This is a genomic window from Bordetella pertussis 18323 (assembly GCF_000306945.1).
In the GTDB taxonomy this organism is placed as follows: domain Bacteria; phylum Pseudomonadota; class Gammaproteobacteria; order Burkholderiales; family Burkholderiaceae_B; genus Bordetella; species Bordetella pertussis.
The window spans coordinates 3887614-3913150 of record NC_018518.1 but is presented as its reverse complement, the minus strand read 5'-3'; the positions used below and the strand labels follow the sequence as shown (position 1 = coordinate 3913150).

At 65.9% G+C, this 25537-nt stretch carries 30 protein-coding genes and 5 pseudogenes; 24 read left to right on the top strand and 11 right to left on the bottom strand.

Annotated elements, in window-relative coordinates; translation table 11 throughout:
- Positions 1 to 10 precede the first annotated feature (10 nt).
- Positions 11 to 1129, top strand: a pseudogene (locus BN118_RS18650) (acyl-CoA dehydrogenase family protein); the annotation flags it as partial.
- Here BN118_RS18650 and BN118_RS18645 read toward each other — a convergent pair.
- Complete coding sequence (locus BN118_RS18645; RefSeq protein ID WP_014905922.1) at positions 1124 to 2074, bottom strand: IS481-like element IS481 family transposase; 951 nt, start codon at positions 2072 to 2074, stop codon at positions 1124 to 1126. The pseudogene BN118_RS18650 and the gene BN118_RS18645 overlap by 6 nt on opposite strands.
- Positions 2075 to 2091: 17 nt before the next feature.
- On the opposite strand from BN118_RS18645, the gene BN118_RS18640 reads away from it, so the two are divergent.
- From BN118_RS18640 to BN118_RS18610, 8 genes are read left to right on the top strand one after another with little or no spacing between them, the layout of a single operon-like run.
- The gene (locus tag BN118_RS18640) at positions 2092 to 2952 is read left to right on the top strand and encodes a DUF1983 domain-containing protein (protein WP_167321123.1); all 861 of its coding nucleotides are present in this window, start codon (positions 2092 to 2094) and stop codon (positions 2950 to 2952) included.
- Between the two features lie 4 nt (positions 2953 to 2956).
- The gene (locus tag BN118_RS18635; protein WP_010931428.1) at positions 2957 to 3373 is read left to right on the top strand and encodes a hypothetical protein; all 417 of its coding nucleotides are present in this window, start codon (positions 2957 to 2959) and stop codon (positions 3371 to 3373) included.
- Positions 3354 to 3551 carry a hypothetical protein gene (locus BN118_RS20020; protein ID WP_126967226.1) on the top strand — a complete coding sequence of 66 codons (198 nt, stop codon included), beginning with the start codon at positions 3354 to 3356 and terminating at the stop codon, positions 3549 to 3551. Before BN118_RS18635 ends, BN118_RS20020 begins: the two co-directional genes overlap by 20 nt.
- Before the next feature lie 40 nt (positions 3552 to 3591).
- Positions 3592 to 3855 (top strand): spike base protein, RCAP_Rcc01079 family, encoded by a 264-nt coding sequence (locus BN118_RS18630; protein ID WP_010926428.1) that lies wholly within the window; start codon positions 3592 to 3594, stop codon positions 3853 to 3855.
- Entirely contained in the window at positions 3855 to 4667 is an 813-nt protein-coding gene (locus BN118_RS18625; protein ID WP_010931426.1) for a hypothetical protein, read from the top strand. Before BN118_RS18630 ends, BN118_RS18625 begins: the two co-directional genes overlap by 1 nt.
- 4 nt (positions 4668 to 4671) lie before the next feature.
- Positions 4672 to 4914 carry a holin gene (locus tag BN118_RS18620; protein ID WP_010931425.1) on the top strand — a complete coding sequence of 81 codons (243 nt, stop codon included), beginning with the start codon at positions 4672 to 4674 and terminating at the stop codon, positions 4912 to 4914.
- Positions 4893 to 5444: a lysozyme gene (locus BN118_RS18615; RefSeq protein ID WP_010931424.1), complete on the top strand. Its 552-nt coding sequence runs from the start codon at positions 4893 to 4895 to the stop codon at positions 5442 to 5444. Before BN118_RS18620 ends, BN118_RS18615 begins: the two co-directional genes overlap by 22 nt.
- Positions 5426 to 5959, top strand: a complete 534-nt coding sequence (locus BN118_RS18610) for a DUF2514 family protein (protein WP_080019457.1) — start codon at positions 5426 to 5428, stop codon at positions 5957 to 5959. The genes BN118_RS18615 and BN118_RS18610 overlap by 19 nt, the downstream gene beginning before the upstream one ends.
- On the opposite strand, the gene BN118_RS18605 is transcribed toward BN118_RS18610, so the two are convergent.
- Together BN118_RS18605 and BN118_RS20440 are read right to left on the bottom strand one after the other, a co-directional pair.
- Complete coding sequence (locus BN118_RS18605; protein WP_010926433.1) at positions 5956 to 6237, bottom strand: hypothetical protein; 282 nt, start codon at positions 6235 to 6237, stop codon at positions 5956 to 5958. The genes BN118_RS18610 and BN118_RS18605 overlap by 4 nt on opposite strands.
- Complete coding sequence (locus BN118_RS20440) at positions 6237 to 6458, bottom strand: hypothetical protein (protein WP_010931422.1); 222 nt, start codon at positions 6456 to 6458, stop codon at positions 6237 to 6239. Before BN118_RS20440 ends, BN118_RS18605 begins: the two co-directional genes overlap by 1 nt.
- 122 nt (positions 6459 to 6580) lie before the next feature.
- Between BN118_RS20440 and BN118_RS21290 the strand changes: the two genes are divergently transcribed.
- On the top strand, positions 6581 to 6781 hold the full coding sequence (locus BN118_RS21290) for a hypothetical protein (RefSeq protein ID WP_019247783.1): 201 nt from the start codon (positions 6581 to 6583) through the stop codon (positions 6779 to 6781).
- A 6-nt stretch (positions 6782 to 6787) separates the two neighbouring features.
- Here BN118_RS21290 and BN118_RS18595 read toward each other — a convergent pair whose 3' ends face one another.
- The 4 genes and pseudogenes from BN118_RS18595 to BN118_RS18580 all read right to left on the bottom strand — a co-directional run bounded on the left by BN118_RS18595 (position 6788) and on the right by BN118_RS18580 (position 9054).
- A complete protein-coding gene (locus tag BN118_RS18595; RefSeq protein ID WP_010931421.1) occupies positions 6788 to 7459 on the bottom strand; it encodes an SOS response-associated peptidase in 672 nt (223 codons plus the stop codon).
- Between the two features lie 83 nt (positions 7460 to 7542).
- Positions 7543 to 7818 (bottom strand): annotated as a pseudogene (locus BN118_RS18590) (sensor histidine kinase N-terminal domain-containing protein); the annotation flags it as partial.
- On the bottom strand, positions 7815 to 8501 hold the full coding sequence (locus BN118_RS18585) for a response regulator (RefSeq protein WP_010931420.1): 687 nt from the start codon (positions 8499 to 8501) through the stop codon (positions 7815 to 7817). The pseudogene BN118_RS18590 and the gene BN118_RS18585, both read right to left, overlap by 4 nt.
- Positions 8482 to 9054: an RNA pyrophosphohydrolase gene (locus BN118_RS18580; protein WP_003814635.1), complete on the bottom strand. Its 573-nt coding sequence runs from the start codon at positions 9052 to 9054 to the stop codon at positions 8482 to 8484. Before BN118_RS18580 ends, BN118_RS18585 begins: the two co-directional genes overlap by 20 nt.
- A 65-nt stretch (positions 9055 to 9119) precedes the next feature.
- Here BN118_RS18580 and BN118_RS18575 point away from each other — a divergent pair, with 65 nt between their 5' ends.
- From BN118_RS18575 to BN118_RS18510, 14 genes and pseudogenes are all read left to right on the top strand, one after another.
- Positions 9120 to 10850 (top strand): proline--tRNA ligase, encoded by a 1731-nt coding sequence (locus tag BN118_RS18575; protein WP_003814636.1) that lies wholly within the window; start codon positions 9120 to 9122, stop codon positions 10848 to 10850.
- Between the two features lie 52 nt (positions 10851 to 10902).
- On the top strand, positions 10903 to 11331 hold the full coding sequence (gene ybgC / locus BN118_RS18570; protein WP_010931419.1) for a tol-pal system-associated acyl-CoA thioesterase: 429 nt from the start codon (positions 10903 to 10905) through the stop codon (positions 11329 to 11331).
- A gap of 2 nt (positions 11332 to 11333) precedes the next feature.
- Positions 11334 to 12014 carry a protein TolQ gene (gene tolQ, locus BN118_RS18565; RefSeq protein ID WP_003814641.1) on the top strand — a complete coding sequence of 227 codons (681 nt, stop codon included), beginning with the start codon at positions 11334 to 11336 and terminating at the stop codon, positions 12012 to 12014.
- A complete protein-coding gene (tolR, locus tag BN118_RS18560; RefSeq protein ID WP_003814643.1) occupies positions 12014 to 12472 on the top strand; it encodes a protein TolR in 459 nt (152 codons plus the stop codon). Before tolQ ends, tolR begins: the two co-directional genes overlap by 1 nt.
- Positions 12473 to 12508: 36 nt before the next feature.
- Positions 12509 to 13639 carry a cell envelope integrity protein TolA gene (tolA, locus tag BN118_RS18555; protein WP_014906121.1) on the top strand — a complete coding sequence of 377 codons (1131 nt, stop codon included), beginning with the start codon at positions 12509 to 12511 and terminating at the stop codon, positions 13637 to 13639.
- Between the two features lie 16 nt (positions 13640 to 13655).
- Positions 13656 to 14972, top strand: a complete 1317-nt coding sequence (gene tolB / locus BN118_RS18550; protein ID WP_010931417.1) for a Tol-Pal system beta propeller repeat protein TolB — start codon at positions 13656 to 13658, stop codon at positions 14970 to 14972.
- Positions 14973 to 15003: 31 nt separating this feature from the next.
- The gene (gene pal, locus BN118_RS18545; protein WP_003814650.1) at positions 15004 to 15501 is read left to right on the top strand and encodes a peptidoglycan-associated lipoprotein Pal; all 498 of its coding nucleotides are present in this window, start codon (positions 15004 to 15006) and stop codon (positions 15499 to 15501) included.
- A gap of 86 nt (positions 15502 to 15587) precedes the next feature.
- The gene (gene ybgF, locus BN118_RS18540) at positions 15588 to 16277 is read left to right on the top strand and encodes a tol-pal system protein YbgF (protein ID WP_003814652.1); all 690 of its coding nucleotides are present in this window, start codon (positions 15588 to 15590) and stop codon (positions 16275 to 16277) included.
- Complete coding sequence (locus BN118_RS18535; RefSeq protein ID WP_010931416.1) at positions 16277 to 17326, top strand: FecCD family ABC transporter permease; 1050 nt, start codon at positions 16277 to 16279, stop codon at positions 17324 to 17326. Before ybgF ends, BN118_RS18535 begins: the two co-directional genes overlap by 1 nt.
- On the top strand, positions 17323 to 18117 hold the full coding sequence (locus BN118_RS18530) for an ABC transporter ATP-binding protein (protein WP_003814657.1): 795 nt from the start codon (positions 17323 to 17325) through the stop codon (positions 18115 to 18117). The genes BN118_RS18535 and BN118_RS18530 overlap by 4 nt, the downstream gene beginning before the upstream one ends.
- A gap of 168 nt (positions 18118 to 18285) precedes the next feature.
- Entirely contained in the window at positions 18286 to 18636 is a 351-nt protein-coding gene (locus BN118_RS21140) for a tripartite tricarboxylate transporter substrate-binding protein (protein ID WP_019247923.1), read from the top strand.
- Positions 18612 to 19157 carry a tripartite tricarboxylate transporter substrate binding protein gene (locus BN118_RS18520; RefSeq protein ID WP_041166231.1) on the top strand — a complete coding sequence of 182 codons (546 nt, stop codon included), beginning with the start codon at positions 18612 to 18614 and terminating at the stop codon, positions 19155 to 19157. The genes BN118_RS21140 and BN118_RS18520 overlap by 25 nt, the downstream gene beginning before the upstream one ends.
- A gap of 4 nt (positions 19158 to 19161) precedes the next feature.
- Positions 19162 to 20188, top strand: a pseudogene (locus BN118_RS18515) (gamma-glutamyltransferase family protein); the annotation flags it as partial.
- Between the two features lie 98 nt (positions 20189 to 20286).
- A pseudogene (locus tag BN118_RS18510) lies at positions 20287 to 21237 on the top strand (IS481-like element IS481 family transposase).
- On the opposite strand, the pseudogene BN118_RS18505 reads toward BN118_RS18510, so the two are convergent.
- The 4 genes and pseudogenes from BN118_RS18505 to BN118_RS18490 all read right to left on the bottom strand — a co-directional run.
- Positions 21237 to 21620, bottom strand: a pseudogene (locus tag BN118_RS18505) (ATP-binding cassette domain-containing protein); the annotation flags it as partial. The pseudogenes BN118_RS18510 and BN118_RS18505 sit on opposite strands and share 1 nt — an antisense overlap.
- Positions 21621 to 21627: 7 nt before the next feature.
- The gene (locus BN118_RS18500; RefSeq protein WP_014906120.1) at positions 21628 to 22554 is read right to left on the bottom strand and encodes an ABC transporter permease; all 927 of its coding nucleotides are present in this window, start codon (positions 22552 to 22554) and stop codon (positions 21628 to 21630) included.
- Between the two features lie 10 nt (positions 22555 to 22564).
- Positions 22565 to 23536 carry an ABC transporter permease gene (locus tag BN118_RS18495; protein WP_014906119.1) on the bottom strand — a complete coding sequence of 324 codons (972 nt, stop codon included), beginning with the start codon at positions 23534 to 23536 and terminating at the stop codon, positions 22565 to 22567.
- 77 nt (positions 23537 to 23613) lie between these two features.
- The gene (locus BN118_RS18490) at positions 23614 to 25218 is read right to left on the bottom strand and encodes an ABC transporter substrate-binding protein (RefSeq protein ID WP_003815878.1); all 1605 of its coding nucleotides are present in this window, start codon (positions 25216 to 25218) and stop codon (positions 23614 to 23616) included.
- Between the last annotated feature and the right edge of the window lie 319 nt (positions 25219 to 25537).

Here is a 25537-nt window from a genome sequence, read left to right as displayed (position 1 = left end):
GGGAGACACCATGGATACGCTTTCCTCCACCGACACGTCCGCCACGGCGGCCAGCCCGGTGCCCGACGCGCGCGGCCTGAACCTGTTCCGCGCCGATCCGTATGCGGCCGGCCTGGCGCGCTGCTACCTGCCCGCCGATCTCTGCGACCACCTGTTGCCGCACCTGGATCGCCTGGGCGCGCTGGCCGGCGGCCGCATGGACGAACTGGCCATGACGGCCGACCGCCACCCGCCCACGCTGTCGGTGCGGCACCGCACCGGCACGGACGAATCGCGCATCGACAAGCATCCCGCCTATGTGGAGCTGGAGCGCCTGGCCTACAGCGAGTTCGGCCTGGCGGCCCTGTCGCATCGCGGCGGCGTGCTCGGCTGGCCGGACCCCATGCCCGCCGCGGCCAAGTACGCGCTCAGCCATCTGTTCGTGCAGGCCGAATTCGGCCTGTGCTGCCCGGTCAGCATGACGGACTCGCTGGCGCGCACGCTGCGCAAGTTCGGCGACCCCGCGCTGGTGGAACAGGTCTTGCCGCAAGTCATCACGCAGGATTTCGACCAGCTGCAGCAAGGCGCCATGTTCATGACCGAACAAGGCGCCGGCTCGGACGTCAGCGCCACCACGGTGACCGCCCAGGCGCAGGCCGACGGGCGCTGGGCGCTGCATGGCGACAAGTGGTTCTGCTCCAACCCGGATGCCGGCTTTGCCATGGTGCTGGCGCGCAGCGAGCCGGACGCAGGCCTGCGCGGCGTGTCGCTGTTCCTGCTGCCGCGCCGCCTGCCCGACGGCAGCCCCAACCACTACCGCATCCTGCGCCTGAAGGACAAGCTGGGCACGCGCTCGATGGCCAGCGGCGAAATCCGCCTGGAAGGCGCGCTGGCATGGCTGGTCGGCCAGCGCGGCCAGGGATTCAAGCACATGGCCGACATGATCAACAACTCGCGCCTGTCCAACGGCATGCGCGCCGCCGGCCTGATGCGCCGCGCGCTGACCGAGGCGGTGTTCTTCGCCCAGCAGCGGTGCGCCTTCGGCAAGCGCCTGATCGACATGCCGCTGATGCGCCGGCAACTGGCCAAGATGGCCATGCGCGCCGAGCAGGCGCGCAGCGTCATGTTCCAGACCGCCCAGGCGCTAGCTGTGAACTGTCAATAGGTTGTATTCGTCCAGGTTGAGTCTGGAGATGGGTACAGCGCGCCCGATGCCTTGGTGGGGTCGATGCCAGTTGTAGTGGTGTAGCCAGGATTTCATGGCATCGGCTCGGTGTTGGGAGTTCTGGTAGGTGTGAGCGTAAGCCCACTCACGCAAGGCCGACTGGATGAAGCGTTCGGCCTTGCCATTGGTCTGTGGGCGGTAAGGTCGGGTAAAGCGGTGCTTGATGCCCAGCTCATGGCACAGCGCGGCGAAGGCGCGGCTGCGAAAGGCCGAGCCATTGTCGGTGAGCAAGCGCTGGATGGTCACGCCCAGGCGCTGGTAGTAGGCCACTGCGTCCTTGAGGAACTGGACGGCGCTGGGGAAGCGCTCGTCGGGGTGGATGTCGGTGAAGGCCACGCGGGCGTGGTCATCGATGGCCACGAAGACGAAGTCCCAGCCGGCCCCCTCAACGGTATCGCGTCGGTTGCCCGTGACCCGGTGGCCAGGGCGCTGGATACGTCCCAGCTTCTTGATGTCGATGTGCAGCAGATCGCCGGGGGCCTGATGCTCGTAGCGCACCACCGGCTCGGCCGGCTCCAGGTCGGCCAGGTGCGACAGACCGGCGCGGGCCAGGACGCGGCTGACGGTGCTGGCTGACACGCCCAGCGCCTGGGCGATGCGCGCTTGGGTCAGCCGCTTGCGGCGCAGCTCCACGATAGCCAGCGCCTTGGCCGGCGCAATCGCTCGGGGCGAGACCGTCGGGCGCGAGGACGCATCGGCCAAGCCCGCCTGGCCCTGAGCCAGGAAGCGGCCCAGCCATTTGCGCACAGTCGGCGCGGTGACCCCATGGGCGCGGGCCGCTTCAGGCACACAAACTTGATGGGCGATCAATTGCTGGACCATTTCGAGTCGACGTAGGAAGGTCAATCGGGCATGCTTATGGGTGTTCATCCGGCCGGGCTCCTTGAGTGAACTGGGGGGGTGGCGATTTCCAGTTTCTCAAATCCGGTTCGGATGAACCATGCATACAACCTATTGAATCTTCACACCTAGATGGACGTCTGCGGGCCACCTGGTCTGTCCAGGCGCAGGTCGCCCAAGACGGCAAGGTATACGCGGCTGGCATGGCGCTCGGTGCTTATGCCGGCGAAGGTGGGCAGGTTCAAACGTCGGTGTACTTCCTGGCTGATCGCTTCGCCTTTCTGAACCTAGCCAACGGGAAGGTATCGAGCCCCTTCGTGATCCAGAACGGGCAGACCTTCTTGAACCAAGCGTTCATCGGGAAGGCGTGGATTAAGAGCGCGCAGGTCGAGAGCCTGGACGTGGGCAAGATCGTGGCTGGTGTCATGAGCGCCGATCGGATCAACGCCAATTCTCTGATAGCGAAGCTGGCCAGCTTCACCACGGCCTACGTCAAGACTGCCCATATAGGTGTTGCGCAGGTCGATACGCTGCGCCTCGCATCTGGTGCTGTTGTGACAGGCTCTCACAGCATCATCTCCAAGTCTTTGTGGCGAGGGGGATCGGAGTTGGCGACTGTCGCGATCGGTAGCTTGTACCTGCCTTATGGCGGTTCGGTAGTAGTCTTTATGCAGTACGCGCAATCGGGAGGACGGTTTCCATTTGGGCGTAACACCATTGTTTCCATCGACGGAGAGATCATCCCGAATGCTTTGTCGAATCCTCCCGATGGGGTTGCCATGATTACCTGGATCAGCGATACCTTGCCGGAGGGGAAAACGATCTCTTGTTCGATCAAAGCCAGACATCCTGTCGATGGTACGTACTACATAAGCGGCCGCGTAGCAGTACTGGCGATCCAGCGGTGATGAGATGAGTGGATTTGTTAAGCCCCGCATGGGGAATTTTGTTATGTACGACCAGATCGGACGCATTCACCAGGCCACAAAAGGTCAGGCCCACCGTACGCAGGCTGATGCGCGTTCGATGGGGCTGCAGGTCCTGGAAGTAGACGATCTGTACAGCCCCGATCACTACATGGTGGTCGATGGAAAGGTAGTGCCGCGTCCAGCGAGCCCTATCACTCGGCGTGGCCTGGTGCTATCAGGCGTGCCGGCCACGCCCGAGGCGCCGGCGGATCTGATGATCGGCCAGGACGGCTACTACGAGGTGACGGACAGCCGCGTGGAGCTGGAGTTTGGGGAGGAGGGGACACACCAGATCACAGTAAAGCGCTGGCCATACAAGGACTGGGTAGGGACGATTGAGCATGCAGAAGATCAGCTATAAGGCGTCTCACGTTGAGCGCCGTGCGCGTGCATACCCACCTATTGGTGACCAGCTGGATGCTGCCATGAAGCTGGCGGCTGCGCTGCAGGTGGCAGGCGTGCCGTTGCCCGATGAGGTGGCTCGCTGGATCGATCAGTGCAAGGCAGTGAAGCATAGGTACCCGAAATCCAATGAATGAACGGGCCCATAGGGGGCTTTTTTTGTGTTGAGAGTGAAGCATGATGAAAGATCGCTTTATCCTGTATCAGCCGAGCTTAGGTGGGCCTGTCAATAGCGCCTTCGCCGTCACTCCGAGCGATACGCAAGACCTTCGTGAAGTGACGCGAGCCTTGTACCTTGGAGCGGCGGGATCCATGCGAGTGCGCTTCGCCGACGGTACGGAACACACCTATGCCGCGCTGGCTGCTGGGCGACATCCTTTGCGTGTCGTGCGAGTGTTCTCGACCGGCACCACGGCAACGGATATCACGGGGGAGGTCTGATGATAGGGGTTGGTGTATGTCTGTGGGCCGATTCGACTCTACAGAGTGGAGGGCATGCCAGTCGGTTGCTACTTGACGGTAAGCCGTTCGACACACGAGCTCCGCTTTCGCTTGGCACGCAGGCACGGATCAGCGGTGGCAGGGGGGATGAGAGCCTGTCTGGCCCTTTGGCCGGAGGGCCGGCTCGTCGTGTCAAGGGCTACTTGCCTGCTTTGCCAGATGGGAAGCTGGTGGCGCGGTTTTCTTCGGTAGCCGAACTTACGGGTGTGTCCGATGCCTGGATGGGAGGCACCTCGGTAGGGAGCGGGCGCCGGGCGCAAGTTTTTCACTTTCGGAAAATCGACGATCAGAAGGAGGTACAGCTGCAGATCGTGGCGGGCCAGTATACGAAGGCGGTCAAGGTGCGCTTCTACGACGACCGTGATGGTATCAAGGCCGGTGTAATGTATGCGCGCTATGTTGAGGGTTCACAGCTGGGGCTGGACTTTGACATCATTGAAGCGCGTAGCCAGGAGATTGCTACGGCTGAGAGCGAGATCGGGTACGGGTGTGCTGCAATCTCACTGGTTGGCATTCAAGAGTATGTGTTTCTGACTTACGCTTTGGATTCAGATGTGATTTTGACGGTGAGCGGGGCAAATACTTATATCGGTACAACGACTGTCGAGTCGGGAACGGTACGGATAGGACACCCGTTGGCCTTCGGGCGCAACGGATTGATAAAGGTGCGAGCAGGGGCCGCACTGGACAAGCATGGTTATGCGCTGCCGCATCGGATGATTGTCAATGATGGCGCGACGGTTTTGGAGTGAAGCCATGGAGCCACAGCCAATCGTGGATAAAGTGGCGGCGAACGTCACGTATGTCGGTAGCGGGTGGGCCGTGATTTTCGGACTATCCGCCAATGAATTTGCCGCCCTCGTGGGTGCGGCAGTTGCTGTTGTGGGCCTGTTAGTTAACTTGTGGTTTAAGTGGCAACATCTGCGAATAGCACGGACGGTTGCAGCCACCAGGAAGCAGCACGAGGATGAAGAATCATGCGACCTGGAAGAAGAATAAAGGGCGGCGTTGCCGCCCTTGTTGCATCTGGGGTGCTGGTTCTGGCGTCGGTCAGATTGATGGATTTTTTGGGCCGTTGGGAGGGGCAGGGGCAGCAAGTCGTGTATGCCGACAGACTCGCGCGCGGTCTGCCGACGATGTGCAAGGGGGTCACCAAGCACACCAGCCCGTACCCTGTCGTCGTGGGCGACTATTGGTCGCCCGAGCGCTGCGCGGAGGTCGAGCGCATGGTGGTGAGCAAGGGCCAGCTTCAGCTGGCTCGGTGCATCAACGTCGCCATCAGCCAGCCGATCTTCGACGCACTCAGCAGCCACGCGCATAACTTCGGAGTACCGTCCACCTGCGCCAGCCGTGCCGTGGGCCTGATCAATGCTGGCAGGCTGGCCGAGGGATGCAATGCCCTGGCCAACGCGCCCGACGGCGCGCCGGTTTGGTCCTATGTCACCGATCAACGGGGGCGCAAGCGCTTCGTTCAGGGCCTGCGCAACCGCCGGTTGGAGGAGCGAGCGCTATGTCTCTCAGGGCTGTAGTGGGCGCTTGGCGGCGCTCTGCGGTCGTGGCGTTGCTCAGCGCTGCGTTGGCTGCTGGTGCAGCTTGGACTGCGCAGGGCTGGCGCAAGGATGCCGCAATCGCCCGCCAGGCGGCGGCTTTCGCGCTGGAGCGCGACCGCCAAGCGCAGGCCACCGTTGCCGCACTCGAAGCGGTTCGAGAGGAGGGCAGGCGGCGCACTGCCGCTGTGGAGAAAGCTCGTGATGACGCTCAAGAATTGGCCGCCGCTGCGGCCGCTAATGCTGTTGGCGCTCGTGCTGAGCGTGACCGGCTGCGCACCCACGCAAACGCGCTGGCTCGCGCCGCAGTCGCCCGAGATCCCGATGCTGCCGATGGAAGCCCGACAGGGGCCAGCGCCGTCGATCTGCTTGCCTACATGCTCAGCAGGGTTAGCGGCCGAGCTGAAGCGCTTGCAGGAGTTGCGGACCGTGCCCGCATCGCCGGATTGACCTGCGAACGCGCCTACGAGGCGGTGCGCGGCAACGTGCGCCCTTAGCCCTTGCGAGGCTGGGCCGGCGCGTTCAGCATCTCGGCCACGTCTGCGTCGCGCTCGAGCACACAGGGCTCGACCACCAGCTGAGCCATGTATTCGTCGTAGCAGTTGGCGAGGACGCCGACAGGCCGGTGGAATTCGCCCGAGAGCTGATAGGCGCGCAGCATCATCGAGCGCAGGCGCTTGACCTCCCATAGGAGGGTCAGCACGTCGGGGTTCCAGGGCTGGCGCTCGCGGATGGCGCGCAGCTCGTCGTGGGTGAGGGGGGCGCGGAAAGGCATCACCACCCCCGGTAGCGGCGGGGCGTTCGTATCGGCCGGCGCGCGCGATCGGCTTCGGTCGCCGGCGCCTGCACCTGATCCTCGCCGAACAGCACGCGGTCGCCAGCCTGAAAGCGGCTGGCTTTCACCAGCTGCTCAATGATGATGCCCTGGTAGTAGCCGCCGGCGCGCCGCCGCGCGTGCAGGCCCGGGCGTGCCGAGTAGGCGCGCGACCAGCTCAAATTGAAACTCGGTCATGCTCGAAGGCCAATTGTGGCCCAAAAAAACTGTATGGACATACAGTGTATGCGAGCATAGAATCCGTTCAACTTGGCCCCGTTTCTGGCCGAGAAGGGGGCGGATCATGGTGGATGCGGCGGCTTGGCAGCAGAGGGACGATTACTACTGGTCCGGCCCGCCGGGCTGGACGATCTGTCGGGTCTGGGTCGATGGCGGATACCGACATGAACTCTGGCAGAGCCGGGGAGATGTCGGCACCCTGGTCGGATCTCGCGCTACGCTCGCGGCTGCTCAGGCGCTGTATGAGCAACAGGCGGCACGGTAGCCGCCGTCATAGCGGGTCGACAGCATCGGGCAGCTGGTATTTACTGGATCCGACTTCCTGCCGGACTGGGTACCACGAAAAGGCCGTTTCGGGCAGGCCGGCGCGTAGGATCTCCTTTGCCCTGGCCACTGGCGTTGCCGGGTCCACCCATTCTCTGGCCAGCTCAGGCGGCAGCGCCACCGGGCGCCGGTCGTGCACGTCGACCATGCCGCCCAGGGCGTCGTTCGTGACGATGGCAAAGCCGTGGGCCTCGTCCAGCTCGGCACCGCGGCGCCACGCGCTCAGACCTGCGAAGAGTAGCGGGGCGTCGCCATGGATGTAGTAGGACTGCTTGGCTGGCTTCGGGCCGCTATCGAGCGCCCTCCATTCGTACCAGCCGTCGGCCGGTACCAGGATGCGGCCGACCCCGATCATCAGCTTCCAGGGCCAGCCGTGGCGCTCGATCGTCTCCAGCTTGGCGTTGACCATGAAGAACCGGGAGCCGTGCGGCTTGTATCCCCAGGGCAGTCTGGCCAGCGCCTCGGCCTGGTCTACCAGCCGGTGCATCGTCAGCGGCCTGGTGCCGGGCGGGATGTTGTACCGCGGCCCTGCCACGTCATCGAAGATCAGCCGCGCATTCGGCCAGAGGATCTCGACGTAGTCTTCAGGCGCTGACTTCTGGGCGATGCGGCCGCACATATGACCTCCGCAGGTCCTGGCGGCCCGTATTCGGAGTCCGCCAAATTTACGCTAAGGGCGCTGCAAATGGCGTAGATGCGTCGTTTCGCTGTCCCGCCCTTGGACTCGAGCATGACCTGGGCGTACAGCGGCGTCGCCACCTGCAGCGTGCCGTCGGCCGCGAACTCCAGGCTGCTCTCCAGCACGCGCGCCGGCTCCAGCAGCGCCGAGTCATAGGCTTCGTTGGTGATGGCCGCCAGGGTGCGGTAGTCGTTCCAGCTGTCGATGACCAGCAATACCACCACGCCCGGCAGCAACAGCGAGATGAGCAGCGCCCGGGCCCACCAGCGGCGTGCGCGACGATGCGCGCGAACGCTCAGCTTTCGGAGGATTCACTGACGGTGCTTTCCAGCATGTATCCCAGGCCGCGCACCGTGACGATGCGCACGTCGCTGCCCGTCAGTTTCTTGCGCAGGCGGTGCAGCACCACTTCGATGGCGTCGGGATTGGCCTCGCTTTCGTGCGTGAACACTTTGCCGAAAAGCTGCGACTTGTCGACCGGATAGCCGCTGCGGGTCAGCAGCGCCGCCAGGGCGGCATGCTCGCGCGGCGTCAGGAACAGCAGCGCACCGTCCAGGGTGAAGGCGCGGCTTTCGCCGTCGTACGACAGCGAGCCGCATTGCAGGCGGGGGGGCTGCCGGCCGCGGCTGCGCCGCACCAGGGCGGTCAGGCGGGCCTCCAGCTCTTCGAGCGCGAACGGCTTGGTCAGGAAATCGTCGGCGCCGAGATTGAGCCCGCGCACCCGGTCCTGCAGCGCGCCCTGGGCGGTCAGCAGCAGCACCGGCGTACGGTCGTCCCGGTTGCGCATTTCGCGCAGCAGCACCAGCCCGTGCTTGTCGGGCAGGCGCAGGTCCATGACCACCGCATCATATTCGTTGCCCACCATCAGGCCTTCGGCCGTACGGGCGTCCGGCGCGTGGTCGGGCGTGAACCCGCTCTGCGCCAGCGCCCGCATCAGCCAGGCCGCCATGTCGCGCTCGTCTTCAACCAGCAATATGCGCATGGCCATCCGTCTCGGAGGACGGGCTGTCGGTCGAACGCGGCCCATGCACCCGCTGGCGCAGATAGCGCGTTTCGTGGTGCCGGCGGAATAGAATGACAGCCAGCTCGTTCAGGGCCTGCGTATAGACGTCGCGCTTGAACTCGATGACCGCGTCCAGGGGCACCCAATACTGGCTCCAGCGCCAGGCGTCGAATTCCGGGTGCTGCGTGGCGCGCAGGCATACGTCGCTGTCGCGCCCTACCAGGCGCAACAGGAACCAGATCTGCTTTTGTCCTTTATAGTGGCCACGCCACTCTCGCCGGACGAAGTGATCCGGCACGTTATAACGCAACCAATCACGTGTACGCCCCAAAATGCGGACATGCTCGGGCTTCAAGCCCACCTCTTCATGGAGTTCGCGATACATGGCCTGCACCGGGCTTTCGCCGTACTTGATGCCACCCTGCGGGAACTGCCAGGCATGTTCCCGGATTCGCTTGCCCCAGAAGACCTCGTTTTTACCGTTTACGAGAATGATGCCGACATTGGGACGGTAGCCTTCGCGATCAAGCATGGGCCACCCCCACCGAATTCAATACAATTACGGTCGATTATACGTATCTGCTGCCACCTTTAACTATGCGCGCCTCCAAGTACCACCTGAACACTTTGAAAGAAGCCCCTGCCGAGGCCGAGATCGCCAGCCACCAGTTGATGACGCGGGCCGGCATGATTCGCAAGCTGGCGGGCGGAATCTACACCTACATGCCGCTGGGGCTGAAGGTCATCCGTAAGATCGAGGGCATTGTCCGCGAGGAAATGAACGCAGCCGGCGCCATCGAGCTGCTGATGCCGGTGGTGCAGCCGGCCGAACTCTGGATGGAGTCCGGCCGCTGGGAACAGTACGGCGCGGAGCTGCTGCGCATCAAGGACCGCCACCAGCGCGATTTCGTCCTGCAGCCGACCTCGGAAGAAGTGATCACGGACATCGCGCGCAACGAGATCCAGAGCTACCGCCAGCTGCCGCTGAACTTCTACCATATCCAGACCAAGTTCCGCGACGAACGCCGCCCCCGCTTCGGGTTGATGCGCGGGCGCGAGTTCACCATGAAGGACGCCTACTCGTTCGACCGCGACGAGGCCGGCGCCCAGCGCAGCTACGACATCATGTACGCCGCCTACCAGCGCATTTTCCAGCGCCTGGGCCTGGAGTTCCGCGCCGTGGCGGCCGACACCGGCTCGATCGGCGGATCGCGCAGCCATGAGTTCCAGGTCATCGCCGACACCGGCGAGGACCTGATCGTGTACAACCCCGAGTCGGACTACGCCGCCAATATCGAGCTGGCCGAAGCGCCCGCCCTGCTGGCCACCCGCGCCGCTCCCGGCCAAGACCTGGAGGCGGTGCCCACGCCCGGCGCGGCCAAGTGCGAGGACGTGGCCAAGCTGCTGGACCTGCCGCTGGCGCGCACCATCAAATCCATCGTGCTGGCCGTCGACCAGCCCGAGGGGCCGGCGCAGGTCTGGCTGTTGCTGCTGCGCGGCGATCACGAACTCAACGAAATCAAGGCGGGCAAGCTGCCCGGGCTGGCCGGCTTCCGCTTCGCCACCGAGACGGAAATCCTCGACCATTTCGGCTGCAAGCCCGGTTACCTGGGCCCGATCAAGACGGCCAGGCCGGTGCACGTGGTGGCCGACCGCACAGTCGCCAACATGGCCGACTTCGTCTGTGGCGCCAACCGCGAGGACTACCACTACCAGGGCGCCAACTGGGGCCGCGACCTGCCCGAACCCGAGCTGGTCGCGGACCTGCGCAACGTGGTCGAGGGCGACCCCTCGCCCGACGGCAAGGGCGCCCTGTCCATCCAGCGCGGCATCGAGGTCGGCCACGTGTTCTTCCTGGGCACCAAGTACTCGGAAGCGCTCAAGGCCACTTTCCTGGACGACAACGGCAAGCCGGCCGTGCTGCAGATGGGCTGCTACGGGATCGGCGTCACCCGCATCGTGGGCGCGGCCATCGAGCAGAACCACGACGCCCGCGGCATCATCTGGCCGCGCGCCATCGCCCCCTACGAGGTGGTGATCTGCCCGGTGGGCTGGGGCAAAAGTGAAACTGTTCGTGACACCGCGCTGGCGCTGTACGAGGCGCTGCGCGCGCGCGGCGTGGACGTCATGCTCGACGACCGCGACAGCCGTCCGGGCGTCATGTTCGCCGAATGGGAGCTGATCGGCGTGCCCCTGCGCGTAACAGTTGGAGAACGCGGCCTGAACGAGGGTGTGGTGGAATTGCAGGCCCGCCGCGAAGCCGAGGCGGCCAAGGTCCCGGTGGACCAGGCCCTGGCGCAGACGCTGGCCAAACTCGACTTGCTATAGTCCCCAGGGCGGGCGCCAGCCCGCCCCGGCAGCCACAGGGCTCCTATCGATCGTGACCGACCCGAAGTTCTCCGAATCCGTGCTGGATATCCGTGTCTACTATGAAGACACGGACGCCGGCGGAGTCGTCTTCTACGCCAACTACCTGAAGTTCCTGGAACGGGCCCGCACCGAATGGCTGCGTGGCCTGGGCGTGAACCAGTCGGACCTCGCCGAGCGCGAGCACCGCCTGTTCGGTGTCCACTCGCTGGACATGTCCTACCGCAAGCCCGCCCGGCTGGACGACCTGATTACCATACGCAGCCGGATTACACGAATCGGCCGGGCTTCGATACACTTCGCGCAGCGCGCCGAGCGCAATGGGGAACTGCTTGCCCAGGGCAACATCCAAATCTGCTGCGTCGATTCGATCCGTATGCGTCCGGCCGAACTGCCGGACGATATTCGCGCAAAACTGAAATTCATCCAGATTCAGGAATAAACATGCAAGTCACCAACGACATGTCGTTGCTTTCGCTGATCTCCCACGCCAGCGTGCCGGTTCAGTTGATCATGCTGCTGCTGCTGGGCATCTCGATCATGTCCTGGACCTATATTTTCGCCAAGCGCCTGGCAATCAAGCGGGCGCACCAGCAGACCCGCCGCTTCGAGGACGACTTCTGGTCGGGCGGCGACCTGGCCATGCTGCAACAGGCGGTGGCCACCCGCCGCGACGAACAGGGCGCCCTGGCGCGCATTTTCGACGCCGGCATGACCGAATTCCTCAAGGCGCGCCGCACCAGCGCCGCCGGCGACGTCAACGCGGTGCTCGATGGCCCGCGCCGGGCCATGCGCGCGGCCTACCAGCGCGAAATGGACTCTCTCGAATCGCACCTGAACTTCCTCGCCTCGGCGGGCTCGGTCAGCCCGTACATCGGCCTGCTGGGCACGGTGTGGGGCATCATGCACGCCTTCATCGGCCTGTCGAACATGCAGCAGGCCACGCTGGCCGCGGTGGCGCCCGGCATCGCCGAGGCCCTGATCGCCACGGCCATCGGCCTGTTCGCGGCCATCCCCGCCGTGGTGGCCTATAACCGCTTCACCAACGACATCGACCGCCTGTCGATCCGGTTCGACAGCTTCGTCGACGAGTTCCTGAACATTCTGCAGCGGCAGGTGCGCTAATGCCTTCGGTACGCTCCAACGGCCGGGCCGGCCGCCGCATGAAGGCCGACATCAACGTCGTGCCCTATATCGACGTCATGCTGGTGCTGCTGGTGATCTTCATGGTCACCGCGCCCCTGATCACGCCGGGGCTGATCGAGCTGCCCTCGGTGGGGCAGGCCGCCGATGTGCCGGCCAAGCCGCTGGAAGTGCAGATTTCGGAAGACGGCAAGATTGCCTTGCGCATGCGCGAGCCGGGCGCCACGCCCCAGGACATCGCGCGCACCGAGCTGGTCAACCAGGTCCGTTCGCGCATTACCGCCGAAACGCCGGTGGTGATCGCCGCCGACGGCAAGGTGCCGTACGAGTCGGTGGTGAAAGTCATGGACGAATTGCGTTCCAGCGGCATCACGCGCCTGGGCCTGCTGGTCGACCAGGGCGCCGGCGCCGAGACGCAGCAACCTGCCCGGAAACGCTAACGCGCCGCTTGCGGACAAGCCGGCACAGCAAGACACATGACCCCACCCCTTATTCGAAGCGACCGTTCGGCGCCTCCCTCGCCCGCCACCCAGGACAACCGCAAGGCCCTGGGCCTGGCGGTACTGGTGCACCTGCTGCTGTTGCTGGTGCTGATCTTCGGTGTGAACTGGCGTTCGGAAAACCCCGGGCCGGTGCAGGTCGAACTGTGGGCCGACGGCGACTCGCCAGTCAACCCGCCGCCCGACGAAGTCAAGCCGCAGCCCAAGCCGGAACCGCAGCCGGAACCTGAACCGCAACCGCAGCCCGAGCCCGAGCCCGAGCCCGAGCCGGAGCCCGAGCCGGAGCCCGAACCGCCGCCGCCCCCTCCGCCCCCCCCTCCGCCGCAGCCGGAAGTCCAGCCCAAGGAACAGCCGGACCCGGAGATCGCGCTGGAAGAAGCGCGCAAGAAGCGCGAGCAGGAAGAAAAGGCCCGCCAGGCCGCCGAGGCCGCCAAGGAAAAGGCGCGCCTGGAAGAAGAGCGCCGCCAGGCCGAGCTGAAGGAAAAGCAACGCCTCGAACAGGAGCGCCGCGCGGCCGAGAAAGCCGCGGCGGAGAAGGCCGCCGCCGAGAAGCAGGCCGCCGAGAAGAAGGCCAAGGAAGAGGCCGCCAAGAAGGCCGAGGCCGAGAAGAAAGCCGAGGCCGAGAAAAAAGCCAAGGAAGAGGCGGCCAAGAAGGCGGCCGCCGAGAAAGCCGCTGCCGAGAAGGCGGCCGCCGAGAAGAAAGCCAAGGAAGAGGCCGCCAAGAAGGCCGCCGCCGACAAGGCCCTGCGCGATGCCTTCCGCAACGACGCCCTGGGCGCGGCCGGCATCCCGGGCGGCACGGCCGACCGCAACCAGGCCGGCGGCGGACGCGACAGCGGCTATGGCGCCAAGGTGCGCGCCTGCGTGCAGCCAGGCGTGGCCTATCCGCCGCCGCCGCGCGCCGGCTCGGCCAATCCCACGGCACAATACCGGGTACAGTTGGGTTCTGATGGGAAGGTCAATGGTGTCACGCTGACCAGTTCTTCGGGCAACCCGGGTTTCGACCGGGCGGTCGAAACCGGCATCCGCCGCTGCAACCCTTTCCCCAAACCATCGACCGGCCGCTACGAGCCCATTATCGATGTTGTGTACCGCATGTACGATTGACAGGAGATTGCCCGCTATGACACCCGCCTTCCGCCGCGCAGACCTGACGGGGTTCCTGCGCACCTACGGCGCCGCGCTCATTCTGCTGCTGGCAGCGATGCTGGCCTGGCAACCCGCCCAGGCGCAGTTGCGCGTGGACATTTCCGGCACCGGCGCCACGCAGTACCCGGTGGCGATCGCCGACTTCGCGGTCGACGACACGCACGGACGCGCGCTTGCCGAAGTGATCCGCGCCGACCTGACCCGCACCGGCCAGTTCCGCCTGATCAACGCGGCCGGCTCCGGCCTGAATGTGGACTCGCAGGTCGCCCACGACGACTGGCGCGCCAAGGGCGCCGACTTCCTGGCCTACGGCAGCATCACCCGCGGCCCCGACGGCCGCTACGACGTGCGCTACCGCCTGGCCGACACGGTCAAGAAAGGCCAGCTCGACGGCGTGGCGTTCTCGGGGACGGAGCAGGAGCTGCGCCGCGTGGCGCACCAGATCGCCGACCGCATCTACGAGAAGATCACCGGCGTGCGCGGCGTGTTCTCGACCCGCATCGCCTACGTGCTCAAGCGCGGCAGCACCTACGAGCTGCAGGTCGCCGACGCCGACGGCCAGAATCCGCAGGTCGCCCTGCGCTCGCGCGAGCCCATCATTTCGCCCAGCTGGTCGCCCGATGGCTCGCGGCTGGCCTACGTGAGTTTCGAGTCGGGCAAGCCGGTGGTCTACGTGCACACGCTGGCAACCAGCGCGCGCATTCCGGTGGCCAACTTCAAGGGCAACAACAGCGCGCCCGCGTGGTCGCCCGATGGCAGCCAGCTGGCGGTGGCGCTGACCCGCGATGGTTTGTCGCAAATTTACATCGTTAGCGCCGGCGGCGGCTCGAATATGCGCCGTATTACGCGCTCTCCGGGCATCGACACCGAGCCGAACTTTACGCCCGACGGCCGTTCCATTATCTTTACCAGTGACCGCAGTGGTGGGCCGCAAATCTACCAGACCGGCCTGGATGGTGGAGATGCCCGCCGCCTGACGTTTAATGGTGGTTACAACATTTCACCCCGAATTTCCCCCGATGGATCGACGCTGCTGTACGTTGCAAGACGCGACGGCGCGTTTCGTATCGCTTCGCTCAACCTGTCCTCAGGATCCGAAACGCTGCTGACTGACGGTCGTGACGATCAGTCTCCCAGTTTCGCGCCCAACGGCATGCAAGTGCTCTACGCCGCAATCCAGAATGGTCGTAGCGTGCTTGCCGGTGTCTCGAGCGATGGGCGCGTGCGGCAGACCTTGTCCGTCCTGAACGGGGAAATACGTGAACCAACGTGGGGCCCTTTTACCCGTTAACACGTGTGACTCTCTTTGCAAAGGAACTATCATGAAGTCGCGCATTGCCAAAAGCCTAACCATAGCTGCGCTGGCCGCCACGCTGGCAGCCTGCAGTTCCGTCCCTCTCGACGACAAGGCAGGTCAAGCTGGAGGCTCCGGCCAGGGTTCGGCCTCCGGCCAGATCCTGGATCCCTTCAACCCGCAAAGCATTCTGGCGCAACAGCGCTCGGTGTACTTTGACTTCGACAGCTATACGGTGTCGGAACAGTATCGCGGCCTGGTCGAAACCCACGCCCGCTACCTGGCTTCGAACAACCAGCAGCGCATCAAGATCGAAGGCAATACCGACGAACGCGGCGGCGCCGAGTACAACCTCGCACTGGGCCAACGCCGTGCCGACGCTGTCCGTCGCATGATGACCCTGCTGGGTGTGTCGGACAACCAGATCGAAACCATTAGTTTCGGCAAGGAAAAGCCGAAGGCGACGGGTTCGAGCGAGGCTGATTTCGCCGAGAACCGCCGCGCCGATATCGTTTATCAGCGCTAAGTCCTCGCGACGCCAAGCAGCCCCACCACGCGTCGGGACGGTCATCCGGCCGTCCCGACGTTTTCGTTTCAGACCTGGATATTTTCATGCGCGATCAAGCCCTGCCCCTGCGTACTCTGGTCATTACCGCCAGCCTGGCCCTTGCGGCCATGGCAGCTCCCGCCCATGCCTTTGCCGACGATGAAGCGCGCCGCGCCATCCTGGATCTGCGCCAGCAGGTGCAACAGCAGAATGAGCAGAACCAGCGCGCGCGGCTGCAATTGGCCGATCAGTTGCAGGCCATGCAACAGGAAATCGCCCAATTGCGCGACCAGTTGGAACTGATTTCGCGCCAGCAGCCCAATGCCCAGGGCGGCCAGCCCCAGCACGCCGGCAACCCGCCCGGCGTGACCGCGGTCGACCAGCAGGAACAGGCCGCCTATGACGGCGCGATCGATCTGTTCCGCAAGGGCCAGTACAAGGACGCCGCCGAATCGCTGGCCGCCTTCATCGCGCTGTACCCGAACAGCCAGCTGGCGCCGACGGCGCAGTTCTACCTGGGCAGCAGCCGCTACGCCATGAAGGATTTCAAGGGCGCGATCGAGCAGCTCAACAATCTGGTGCAGAACGCGCCGACCAACGCCCGCGCCCCCGACGCCCTGCTGGTGATCGCCGGCAGCCAGATCGAGCTGAACAACCGCGCCGGCGCCAAGGCCACGCTGCAGCGCATCGTGCGCGACTATCCCACCACGCCGGCCGCCAACACGGCCAAGAGCCGCCTGCAACTGCTGCAGTAATGGCCGAGGCCGCTCCCGACGCGGTGCGGGCCTACGGCCGCCTGCTGCGGCGCCGCCGGTGGCTGATGGCCGCCCTGGCGGCGGCGGCCTGCGCGGCCCTGGCCGCCGACGCCGCGCTGGGTCCCGCCGGCCTGACCCTGGCCGACCTCTGGCGCACCCTGCTGCAACCCGGCGCCGCCGATACGGCGGCCCGCGTCATCGTCTGGGACATCCGCCTGCCGCAGGCCGCCATGGCCGCCATCGTCGGCATGGCGCTGGGCCTGGCGGGGGCCGAGATGCAGACCATCCTGAACAATCCGCTGGCCAGTCCGTTCACGCTTGGCGTTTCCTCCGCGGCGGCGCTGGGCGCTTCGCTGGCCATCGTGCTGCACGTCGGCGTGCCCGGCGTGGCCGCGCCCTGGCTGGTGCCGCTTTACGCTTTCCTGTTCGCCGCGCTGGCCGGCCTGCTGCTGGACCAGGTGGCGCGGCACCGTGCGATCGGCGCGCCGGCCATCGTGCTGTTCGGCATCGCGCTGGTCTTCACCTTCAATGCGCTGATCTCGCTGATCCAGTTCACCGCCAGCGCCCAGGCGCTGCAGAATCTGGTGTTCTGGACCATGGGCAGCATGGCGCGCGCCGATTGGGCCAGCGTGGGCATCCTGGCGCTCGCCTGCGCGCTGGCCCTGCCGCTGGCGCTGCGCCACGCCTGGCGGCTGACCGCCCTGCGGCTGGGCGAAACGCGCGCGGCCAGCTTCGGCGTGGACGTGCGCCGGCTGCGCCTGGCCGCCCTGTGCCGCATCAGCCTGCTGGCGGCGCTGGCGGTGGCATTCGCCGGCACGATCGGCTTCATCGGGCTGGTGGCGCCCCACATCGCCCGCCGCCTGTTCGGCGAGGATCACCGCTTCTACCTGCCTGGCAGCGCGCTGACCGGCGCGCTGATCCTGTCGCTGGCCGCCTCGGTGTCCAAGAGCCTGGTGCCGGGGGTGATCGTGCCGGTGGGCATCGTGACCTCGCTGGTGGGCATTCCCTTTTTCGTGGCGGTGCTGCTGCGCCGCCCGCAAAGCCCGTGAACGCGCCAGGACTGGCCATCGAAGGCCTGGGCGTGGCCTATGGCGCGCGCACGGTCATCGCCGGGCTGAGCCTGGGGCCCTTGCCGCATGGCACGCTCACCGCGCTGCTGGGCCCCAACGGCAGCGGCAAATCCACCCTGCTCAAGGCGGTGGCGGGACTGCTGCCCGCGCGCGGCGGCGCGATCGCCCTGGACGGGCAGAGGCTGGACCAGGCCGACCTGGCGCAGCGGGCGCAGCAGGTCGCCTATCTGCCGCAAGGCCTGCCGGCCGATGTCCACTTGCGCGTGTTCGAATCGGTGCTGGTCGCGGCGCGCGCGCATGGTGGCGAGGCGGCCGGACAAATCGGGCCGCCGGCCATCGCCGCCCTGCTCGAACGGCTGGGCATCGGCCATCTGGCGCTGCAATTCCTCGACGAACTGTCCGGCGGACAGAAGCAGCTGGTGGGCCTGGCGCAGGCGCTGATCCGGCGCCCGCGCGTGCTGCTGCTCGACGAGCCGCTATCGGCGCTGGACCCGAACTACCAGTTCCATGTGATGGACCTGCTGTGCCAGGAAACCCGCGACCATGGCTTGATCACCATCGCGGCGCTGCACGATATCAATATCGCCCTGCGCCATGCCGACCAGGCGCTGCTGATCCGCGCCGGAGAGCTGGCGGCGGCCGGCGAGCCGGCCGCCGTGATCGACGCGCCGATGCTGGCGCGTGTCTACGGCATCCAGGCGCGCGTGGAACGCTGCTCGCGCGGCCACCCCCATGTGCTGGTGGACGGCGTGGCCGGCCCCGTCAGGTAGAAGCAACCCCAGCGCCATCGGTGACGCGTGGCCGGCCGTACACGGCGGCACAAAACGTTGACATAGCAACTATATGCTCATAGGATGAGCACCTCGCCCGCCGCCAGCCCGGCCGCGGCGCGTTTTCCGCTGACTTCCCCCGCCCATATCCGCCCAGGAGATGCATTCATGTCCGGTTTCCGCTGTTTTACGCTGGCGCGCCTGATCGCGCCCGTCTTCGCGGCCGCAGCGCTGGCCGCCGCGCCCGCCAGCGCCGCGGATTTTCCCAGCCGTCCGATCAAGCTGGTCGTGCCGGCGCCGCCGGGCGGCGCGGGCGACATCAGCGCGCGCGCCATCGCCGAAGGCATGGGCGCCAAGCTGGGCCAGCCGGTCATCGTGGAAAACCGCCCCGGCGCGGCCACGCTGCTGGGCCTGCGCGCCGTCGTGCGCGACCAGCCCGACGGCTACACCATGGCGCTGCTGCCGGTCACGGGCGTGGCCATCAGTCGGCCACCGTGGCCGAACTCGTCGCCCGGCTGAAGGCCGCGCCCGGCCGCTACAACTACGCTTCGCAGGGCGTGGGCTCGCTGTCGCACCTGGAGTCGGCGCTGTTCCTGGACGGATCGAAGGCGCAGGCCGAGCACGTCCCGTACAAGGGCAGCGCCGAAGCCCTGCCCGGCCTGATGAGCGGCGAGACCGCGTTCATGTTCGACAGCGTCGCATCGGTGGCGGCCGGCAAGCTGGTGGCCCTGGGCACCAGCGCCAGCGGCCGCGTGCCGCAGTTTCCCGATGCCCCCACGATGGCGGAACTGGGCATCGCCGACCTGAAGGCCGACAACCCATTCGCGTTCGTCGCCCCGGCCGGCACGCCGCCGGCGGTGATCGCGGTGCTGACCGATGCGGTGCGCACCGCGCTGGCAGACCCCAAGATCATCGAGACGTTGACGCGCGCCGGCATGGTGCCGGCGTTCCAGCCGCCCAAGGATATCGCCCGCATCGCCGCCGAGGACCTGGCGTTCTGGCCCGGAATGGCGCGCCGCGTCGGCGCCAAGAAGGAGTAATCGCATGACCGCCCCCCTCCCCCTGGACTGGACTTTCCCGTACGTATCGCAGCGCATGCCCGCGCTGGGCGAGAACATGGTCTGCACCGAGCAGCCGCTGGCCAACCAGGCCGCCATGCGCATGCTGGCGGCTGGCGGCAACGCCGTCGACGCGGCGATCGCGGCGGCCATCACCATGACGGTGGTGGGCCCGTGCATGAACGGCATCGGCGGCGATCTGTTCGCCATCATCTGGGACGGACGCCAGCTGCATGGCCTGAATGCCTCGGGACGGGCGCCGCAGGCCTGGACGCGGGAATACTTCTCGCGCCATGACGCCATGCCCGCGCGCGGCTGGGACGCCGTGACGGTGCCGGGCGCCGTGTCGGGATGGGTGGCGCTGTCGCGCAAATTCGGCAAGCTGGATTTCGCCCGCCTGTTCGAGCCGGCCCTGCACTACGCGCGCCACGGCTTCCTGGTCACGCCCATCACCGCGCGCCAGTGGGCGGACCAGGCCGAGCCGATCATGCAGGACCCCGGCTTTCGCGATGCCTTCGCCCCCCAACGGCCGCACGCCTCAGCCCGGCGAACGGTTCATCTGCCCTGGGCAAGCCGATACGCTGCAGGATATCGCGGACACGCACGGCGAATCGTTCTACCGCGGCGCGCTGGCCGTCCGCATCGCCGCGTTCGCGCGCGAGACCGGCGGGGCACTGACCGAGGCCGACCTGGCCGCGCACCAGGCGGATTGGGTGGACCCGATCGGCGCGCAGTACGGCGAACTGACGCTGCACGAAATCGGCCCCAGCGGCCAGGGCATCGGCGCGCTGATGGAGCTGGGCATGCTCGACGGCCTGTCGGGCAAGCTGGGCCAGCCCGACAGCACGGACTTCTATCACTACCAGATCGAGGCCATGAAACTGGCCTTCGCCGACATCAACCGCTATGTGGCCGACCCTGCCTCGATGCGCGAGGTCTCGGCCGAGATGCTGCTCGACCGCGCCTACCTGGCCACGCGCGCCGGCGCGATCGACCCCGCCGAGGCGCGCTACCTGTGAAGATTCAATAGGTTGTATGCATGGTTCATCCGAACCGGATTTGAGAAACTGGAAATCGCCAACTCCCCAGTTCACTCAAGGAGCCCGGCCGGATGAACACCCATAAGCATGCCCGATTGACCTTCCTACGTCGACTCGAAATGGTCCAGCAATTGATCGCCCATCAAGTTTGTGTGCCTGAAGCGGCCCGCGCCTATGGGGTCACCGCGCCGACTGTGCGCAAATGGCTGGGCCGCTTCCTGGCTCAGGGCCAGGCGGGCTTGGCCGATGCGTCCTCGCGCCCGACGGTCTCGCCCCGAGCGATTGCGCCGGCCAAGGCGCTGGCTATCGTGGAGCTGCGCCGCAAGCGGCTGACCCAAGCGCGCATCGCCTAGGCGCTGGGCGTGTCAGCCAGCACCGTCAGCCGCGTCCTGGCCCGCGCCGGTCTGTCGCACCTGGCCGACCTGGAGCCGGCCGAGCCGGTGGTGCGCTACGAGCATCAGGCCCCCGGCGATCTGCTGCACATCGACATCAAGAAGCTGGGACGTATCCAGCGCCCTGGCCACCGGGTCACGGGCAACCGACGCGATACCGTTGAGGGGGCCGGCTGGGACTTCGTCTTCGTGGCCATCGATGACCACGCCCGCGTGGCCTTCACCGACATCCACCCCGACGAGCGCTTCCCCAGCGCCGTCCAGTTCCTCAAGGACGCAGTGGCCTACTACCAGCGCCTGGGCGTGACCATCCAGCGCTTGCTCACCGACAATGGCTCGGCCTTTCGCAGCCGCGCCTTCGCCGCGCTGTGCCATGAGCTGGGCATCAAGCACCGCTTTACCCGACCTTACCGCCCACAGACCAATGGCAAGGCCGAACGCTTCATCCAGTCGGCCTTGCGTGAGTGGGCTTACGCTCACACCTACCAGAACTCCCAACACCGAGCCGATGCCATGAAATCCTGGCTACACCACTACAACTGGCATCGACCCCACCAAGGCATCGGGCGCGCTGTACCCATCTCCAGACTCAACCTGGACGAATACAACCTATTGAATCTTCACAGCTAGCGCGCTTGTTCGTGGTTCAGGTCCAGGTGCACCTGCATGGTTTCCACCAGCTGGCTTTCCACCGTCTGCAAGGGGTCGAGCGAAGTCAGCGGATCCTGGAAGATCATGCCGATGCGGCGGCCGCGCACCTTGCGCTGCTCGGCGTTGCTCAAGGTGTCGATGCGGCGTCCTTCCAGCAGGACCTCGCCGCCAGCCAGCCGGCCGGGCGCCTCCAGCAGGCCGATGACGGCGTTGCCGATGGTCGATTTGCCGGCGCCGGACTCGCCCACCACGCCGAGGATCTCGCCCTTCTCCAGCGACAGCGAAACGCCGTCGACGGCCACCAGCGTGCCGCGCCGGCTCGGGAATTCGATGCGTATGCTGTCGATGTCCAACAATGCCATGAGCGTCTCAGCGCAGCTTGGGGTTGAGGGCGTCGCGCAGCCAGTCGCCCAGCAGGTTGACCGACAGCACCAGCGCCACCAGCGCGATGCCCGAGAAGATCGAAATCCACCACATGCCCGAGAACAGGTAGCTGTTGCCGATGCGTATCAGCGTGCCCAGCGACGGCGCGGTGGGCGGCACGCCCACGCCGAGAAACGACAGCATGGCTTCGGTAATGATGGCGATGGCCAGGTGGATGGTGGCGATCACCAGCACCGGGCCCATGACGTTGGGCAGGATGTGGCGGCGCAGGATGGTGAAGGGGCCGATGCCGATCAGGCGCGCGGCCTGCACGTATTCCTTGTTGCGTTCGACCAGTGTCGAGCCGCGCACCGTGCGCGCGTACTGCACCCAGCCCGAAATGCCGATCGCGAAGATCAGGACGTACAGCGCCAGCTTGTCGTGCATGTCACGCGGCAGCAGGCCGCGCGCCACGCCGTCGATCAGCAGCGCCACCAGGATGGCGGGAAACGAGAGCTGCACGTCGGCGATGCGCATGATGATGCTGTCGACCCGTCCGCCCGCATAGCCGCTGATCAGCCCGAGCGTGACGCCCAGGACCATGGCGAACAGCACCGAGGCAAAGCCCACCAGCAGCGAGACGCGCGAGCCATACAGGATGGCCGACAGGATATCGCGGCCCTGGTCGTCGGTGCCCAGCACGAAGGCGCTGTTGCCGTCGGCTTCCCAGGCCGGCGGCGTGTTGGCGTCCATGATGTTCAGCGACGCCAGGTCGAACGGATTGTGCGGCGCCACGAGGGGGGCGGCCAGCGCGCCCAGCACGATGATCAGCGTGACGACGGCCGAGATGATGGCCCCGGGCGAGCGCTTGAAGCTGTGCCAGAGATCGCTGTCGCTGGCGCGGGCGAAATAGGGAGCGAGACGGGCAATCATGGCGCGTCCTTCATTTGCTTTGCACGCGCAGGCGCGGATCGACGGCGAAATAAAGCATGTCGACGATCAGGTTGATGACGACGAAGAAAAAGGCGATCAGCACCAGGTAGGCGGCCATGACCGGGATGTCCACCATGCTGATGGCCTGGATGAACAGCAGGCCCATGCCCGGCCACTGGAAGACCGTTTCGGTGATGATGGCGAAAGCGATGATGGAACCCAGCTGCAGGCCGGTGATCGTGATCACCGGCACCAGCGTGTTCTTCAGCGCGTGGCGGAAGTTGATCAATCGTTCGGGCAGGCCACGGGCGCGCGCGAACTTGATGAAGTCGGTGCGCAGCACCTCCAGCATTTCGGCGCGCACCAGGCGCATGATGAGCGTCATCTGGAACAGCGCCAGCGTGATGGCCGGCATGATCAGCGCCGCCAGCCCCGAGCGCGTGAGCAGCCCGGTGGACCACCATCCAAGCGAGATGACCTCGCCGCGCCCGAAGCTGGGCAGCCAGCGCAATTGCACGCCGAACACCAGTATCAGCAGGATGCCGATCAGGAACGTGGGCAGCGAGATGCCTGCCAGCGAGAGCGCCATGAACGTCTTGGACAGCACGCCGTGGCGCCGCAGCGCCGTATAGATGCCCATGGGAATGCCGAAGACCAGCGCCATCAGGGCCGAGACGAACGACAGTTCGAGCGTGGCGGGCAGGCGTTCTTCCAGCAGTTCCGCGACCGGGCGGCGCTGGCGATACGAAATGCCGAAATCGCCTTGCACGGCGTTGCCGACAAAGCGCGCGAACTGCACCACGAACGGATCGTCCAGCCCCAGGTCGACGCGCAGCTGCGCGCGCTGCTGCGGCGTGGTGTCCTGCCCGACCATGCTGGCGATCGGATCGCCCACATAGCGGAACATCGAAAAGGCGATCAATGCCACGGTCAGCATGACCAGCAGCGACTGAAAAAGTCGTCGCGCTATGAAAGCAAGCATATCGGGTGCCCTGGTTTGGCGTGTACGGCGCGGGTCGCCCATGGCGCGGGCCGCGATGGCCCGCGCCGGTCCTCACGTTACGGCATCACGACGTTGCGCAGGTCCAGCACGTCGTCGGCGCGCTGGATCAGTTTGATGTTGTCCTTGACGCCCCAGGACATCGGCTGCTGGTGCAGCGGCAGGTAGCCGTACTCCTTGCGCACGATCTCGAAGGCTTCCTTGATCATGGCGTTGCGCTTGGCCTGGTCCGTCTCCACGCCGATCTGCGCGGTCAGCTCGTCGACCTTCTTGTTGCAATAGCCGCCCAGGTTGAATTGCCCCGCGGCGGTCTTGGCGTCGCGGCAGGCCGCCAGGTTGAGCAGCGCATTGTGCGCGTCGATCGAGCTCGGCGTCCAGCCGAGCATGTACATGCTGGTCTGGTTGCCCGCCTGCAGCAGGATCTTGCCGAAGTACTTCGACTTGGTCTGCGCCAGCAGATTGATCTTGATGCCCACGCGCGCCAGCATGCCGGCCACCGCCTGGCAGACCTTCTCGTCGTTGACGTAGCGGTCGTTGGGGCAATCCAGCGTCACCGTGAAGCCCTTGGGATAGCCGGCCTCGGCCAGCAGCTTCTTGGCGCGCTCGACGTCCGGCTTGATGGGCGCGCCGAACGAGTCGTCGTAGCCGTTGATGGCGGTGGCGATCAGCGAGCCCAGCGGCTTGGCCGCGCCGCGCATGATCTTGTCGTTGATGGCCTTGGTATCGACCGCCAGCACCACAGCCTCGCGTACCCGGGCGTCCTTGAACGGATTCTTGCCCTTGACGTCCGAGAACAGCAGTTCGTCGCGCGCCTGGTCCATGCCGATGAAAATGGCGCGCGCCTCGGGCGCGGTCAGTGGCCTGACGCCCGGCGCGTCGTCCAGGCGCTTCCAGTCCTGCACGGGCACCGGCTGCACCAGGTCCATCTCGCCCGATATCAGGGCCGCCACGCGGGTGGCTTCCTGCGAGATCGGCTGGAAGACCACCTCGTCGATATTGGTCTTGATGTTCTTGTCCCAATACCCGTCGAAGCGCTTGAGCACCGTCTTCACATCGGGCTGGCGTTCGGTGACCATGAAGGGGCCGGTGCCGTTGGTGTGCAGGTTGGCGTAGTTGCCCTGGTTGTCGCCCTTGACGTTGGTCGCCTCGGTGGTCTTGTTCTTTTCCGACCACGACTTGCTCATGATGTACAGGAACACCCATTCGCGCGGCAGGATGGGGTTGGGCGTGGCCGTGATGACTTCGATGGTGTGGTCGTCGATCTTGCGGATCTCGGAGGCCTTGGCGCCGTAGCCCTTCATGTCGGAGCCCGGCGTCAGGCTGCGCTTCCACGAGAAAATCACATCGTCGGCCGTGAACGGCGAGCCGTCGTGGAACTTGACGCCCTTGCGCAGCTTGAACACCCATTTGGTCGGCTCGGTGTTCTCCCAGCTTTCGGCCAGCAGCGGCACCAGCTTCAGTTCGCCGTCGTAGCCGGCCAGCGTCTCGTAGATATTGCCCTGGAAGCCGAGCGTGAAGGTTTCGTTCAGCGCCATCGGGTCCATCGACGTCGCGTCGCCCTGGTACGACCAGCGGAAAGTCTTGGCGTTCGCCGTGGCCGACAGGCCGGCCGCGGCGATGGCCAGCGCCAGTGCCGTGTGCTTGATGAATGGAGAAATACGCATAGCCCTCGTGCTCCGTGTGCGGCGCGCGGTGTGCGCCGGAAGTGACAGGGCCCCGGTCGTTGGATAAGGCGGCCGGGGTAAGGCGTACTGCTTAGTGAGGCGAAAGGCGGTGGGAAGATTGCGGCGCGGCGCGATGGACGCCGGTGCGCAAAGCAAGCAGGCACATCAGAATGCGGGACTTCGGCTTCACGATGGACCAGCTCCCAGGGGGTGTCGATGCAGCGGCCGCCTTACGCGGCGTAGTCGAATCTTATAGACGCCATCGTTTAAGCGTCAATCTTTTTGGATTGGGGTTATCACCCGGTAGCGCGCCGGCGTG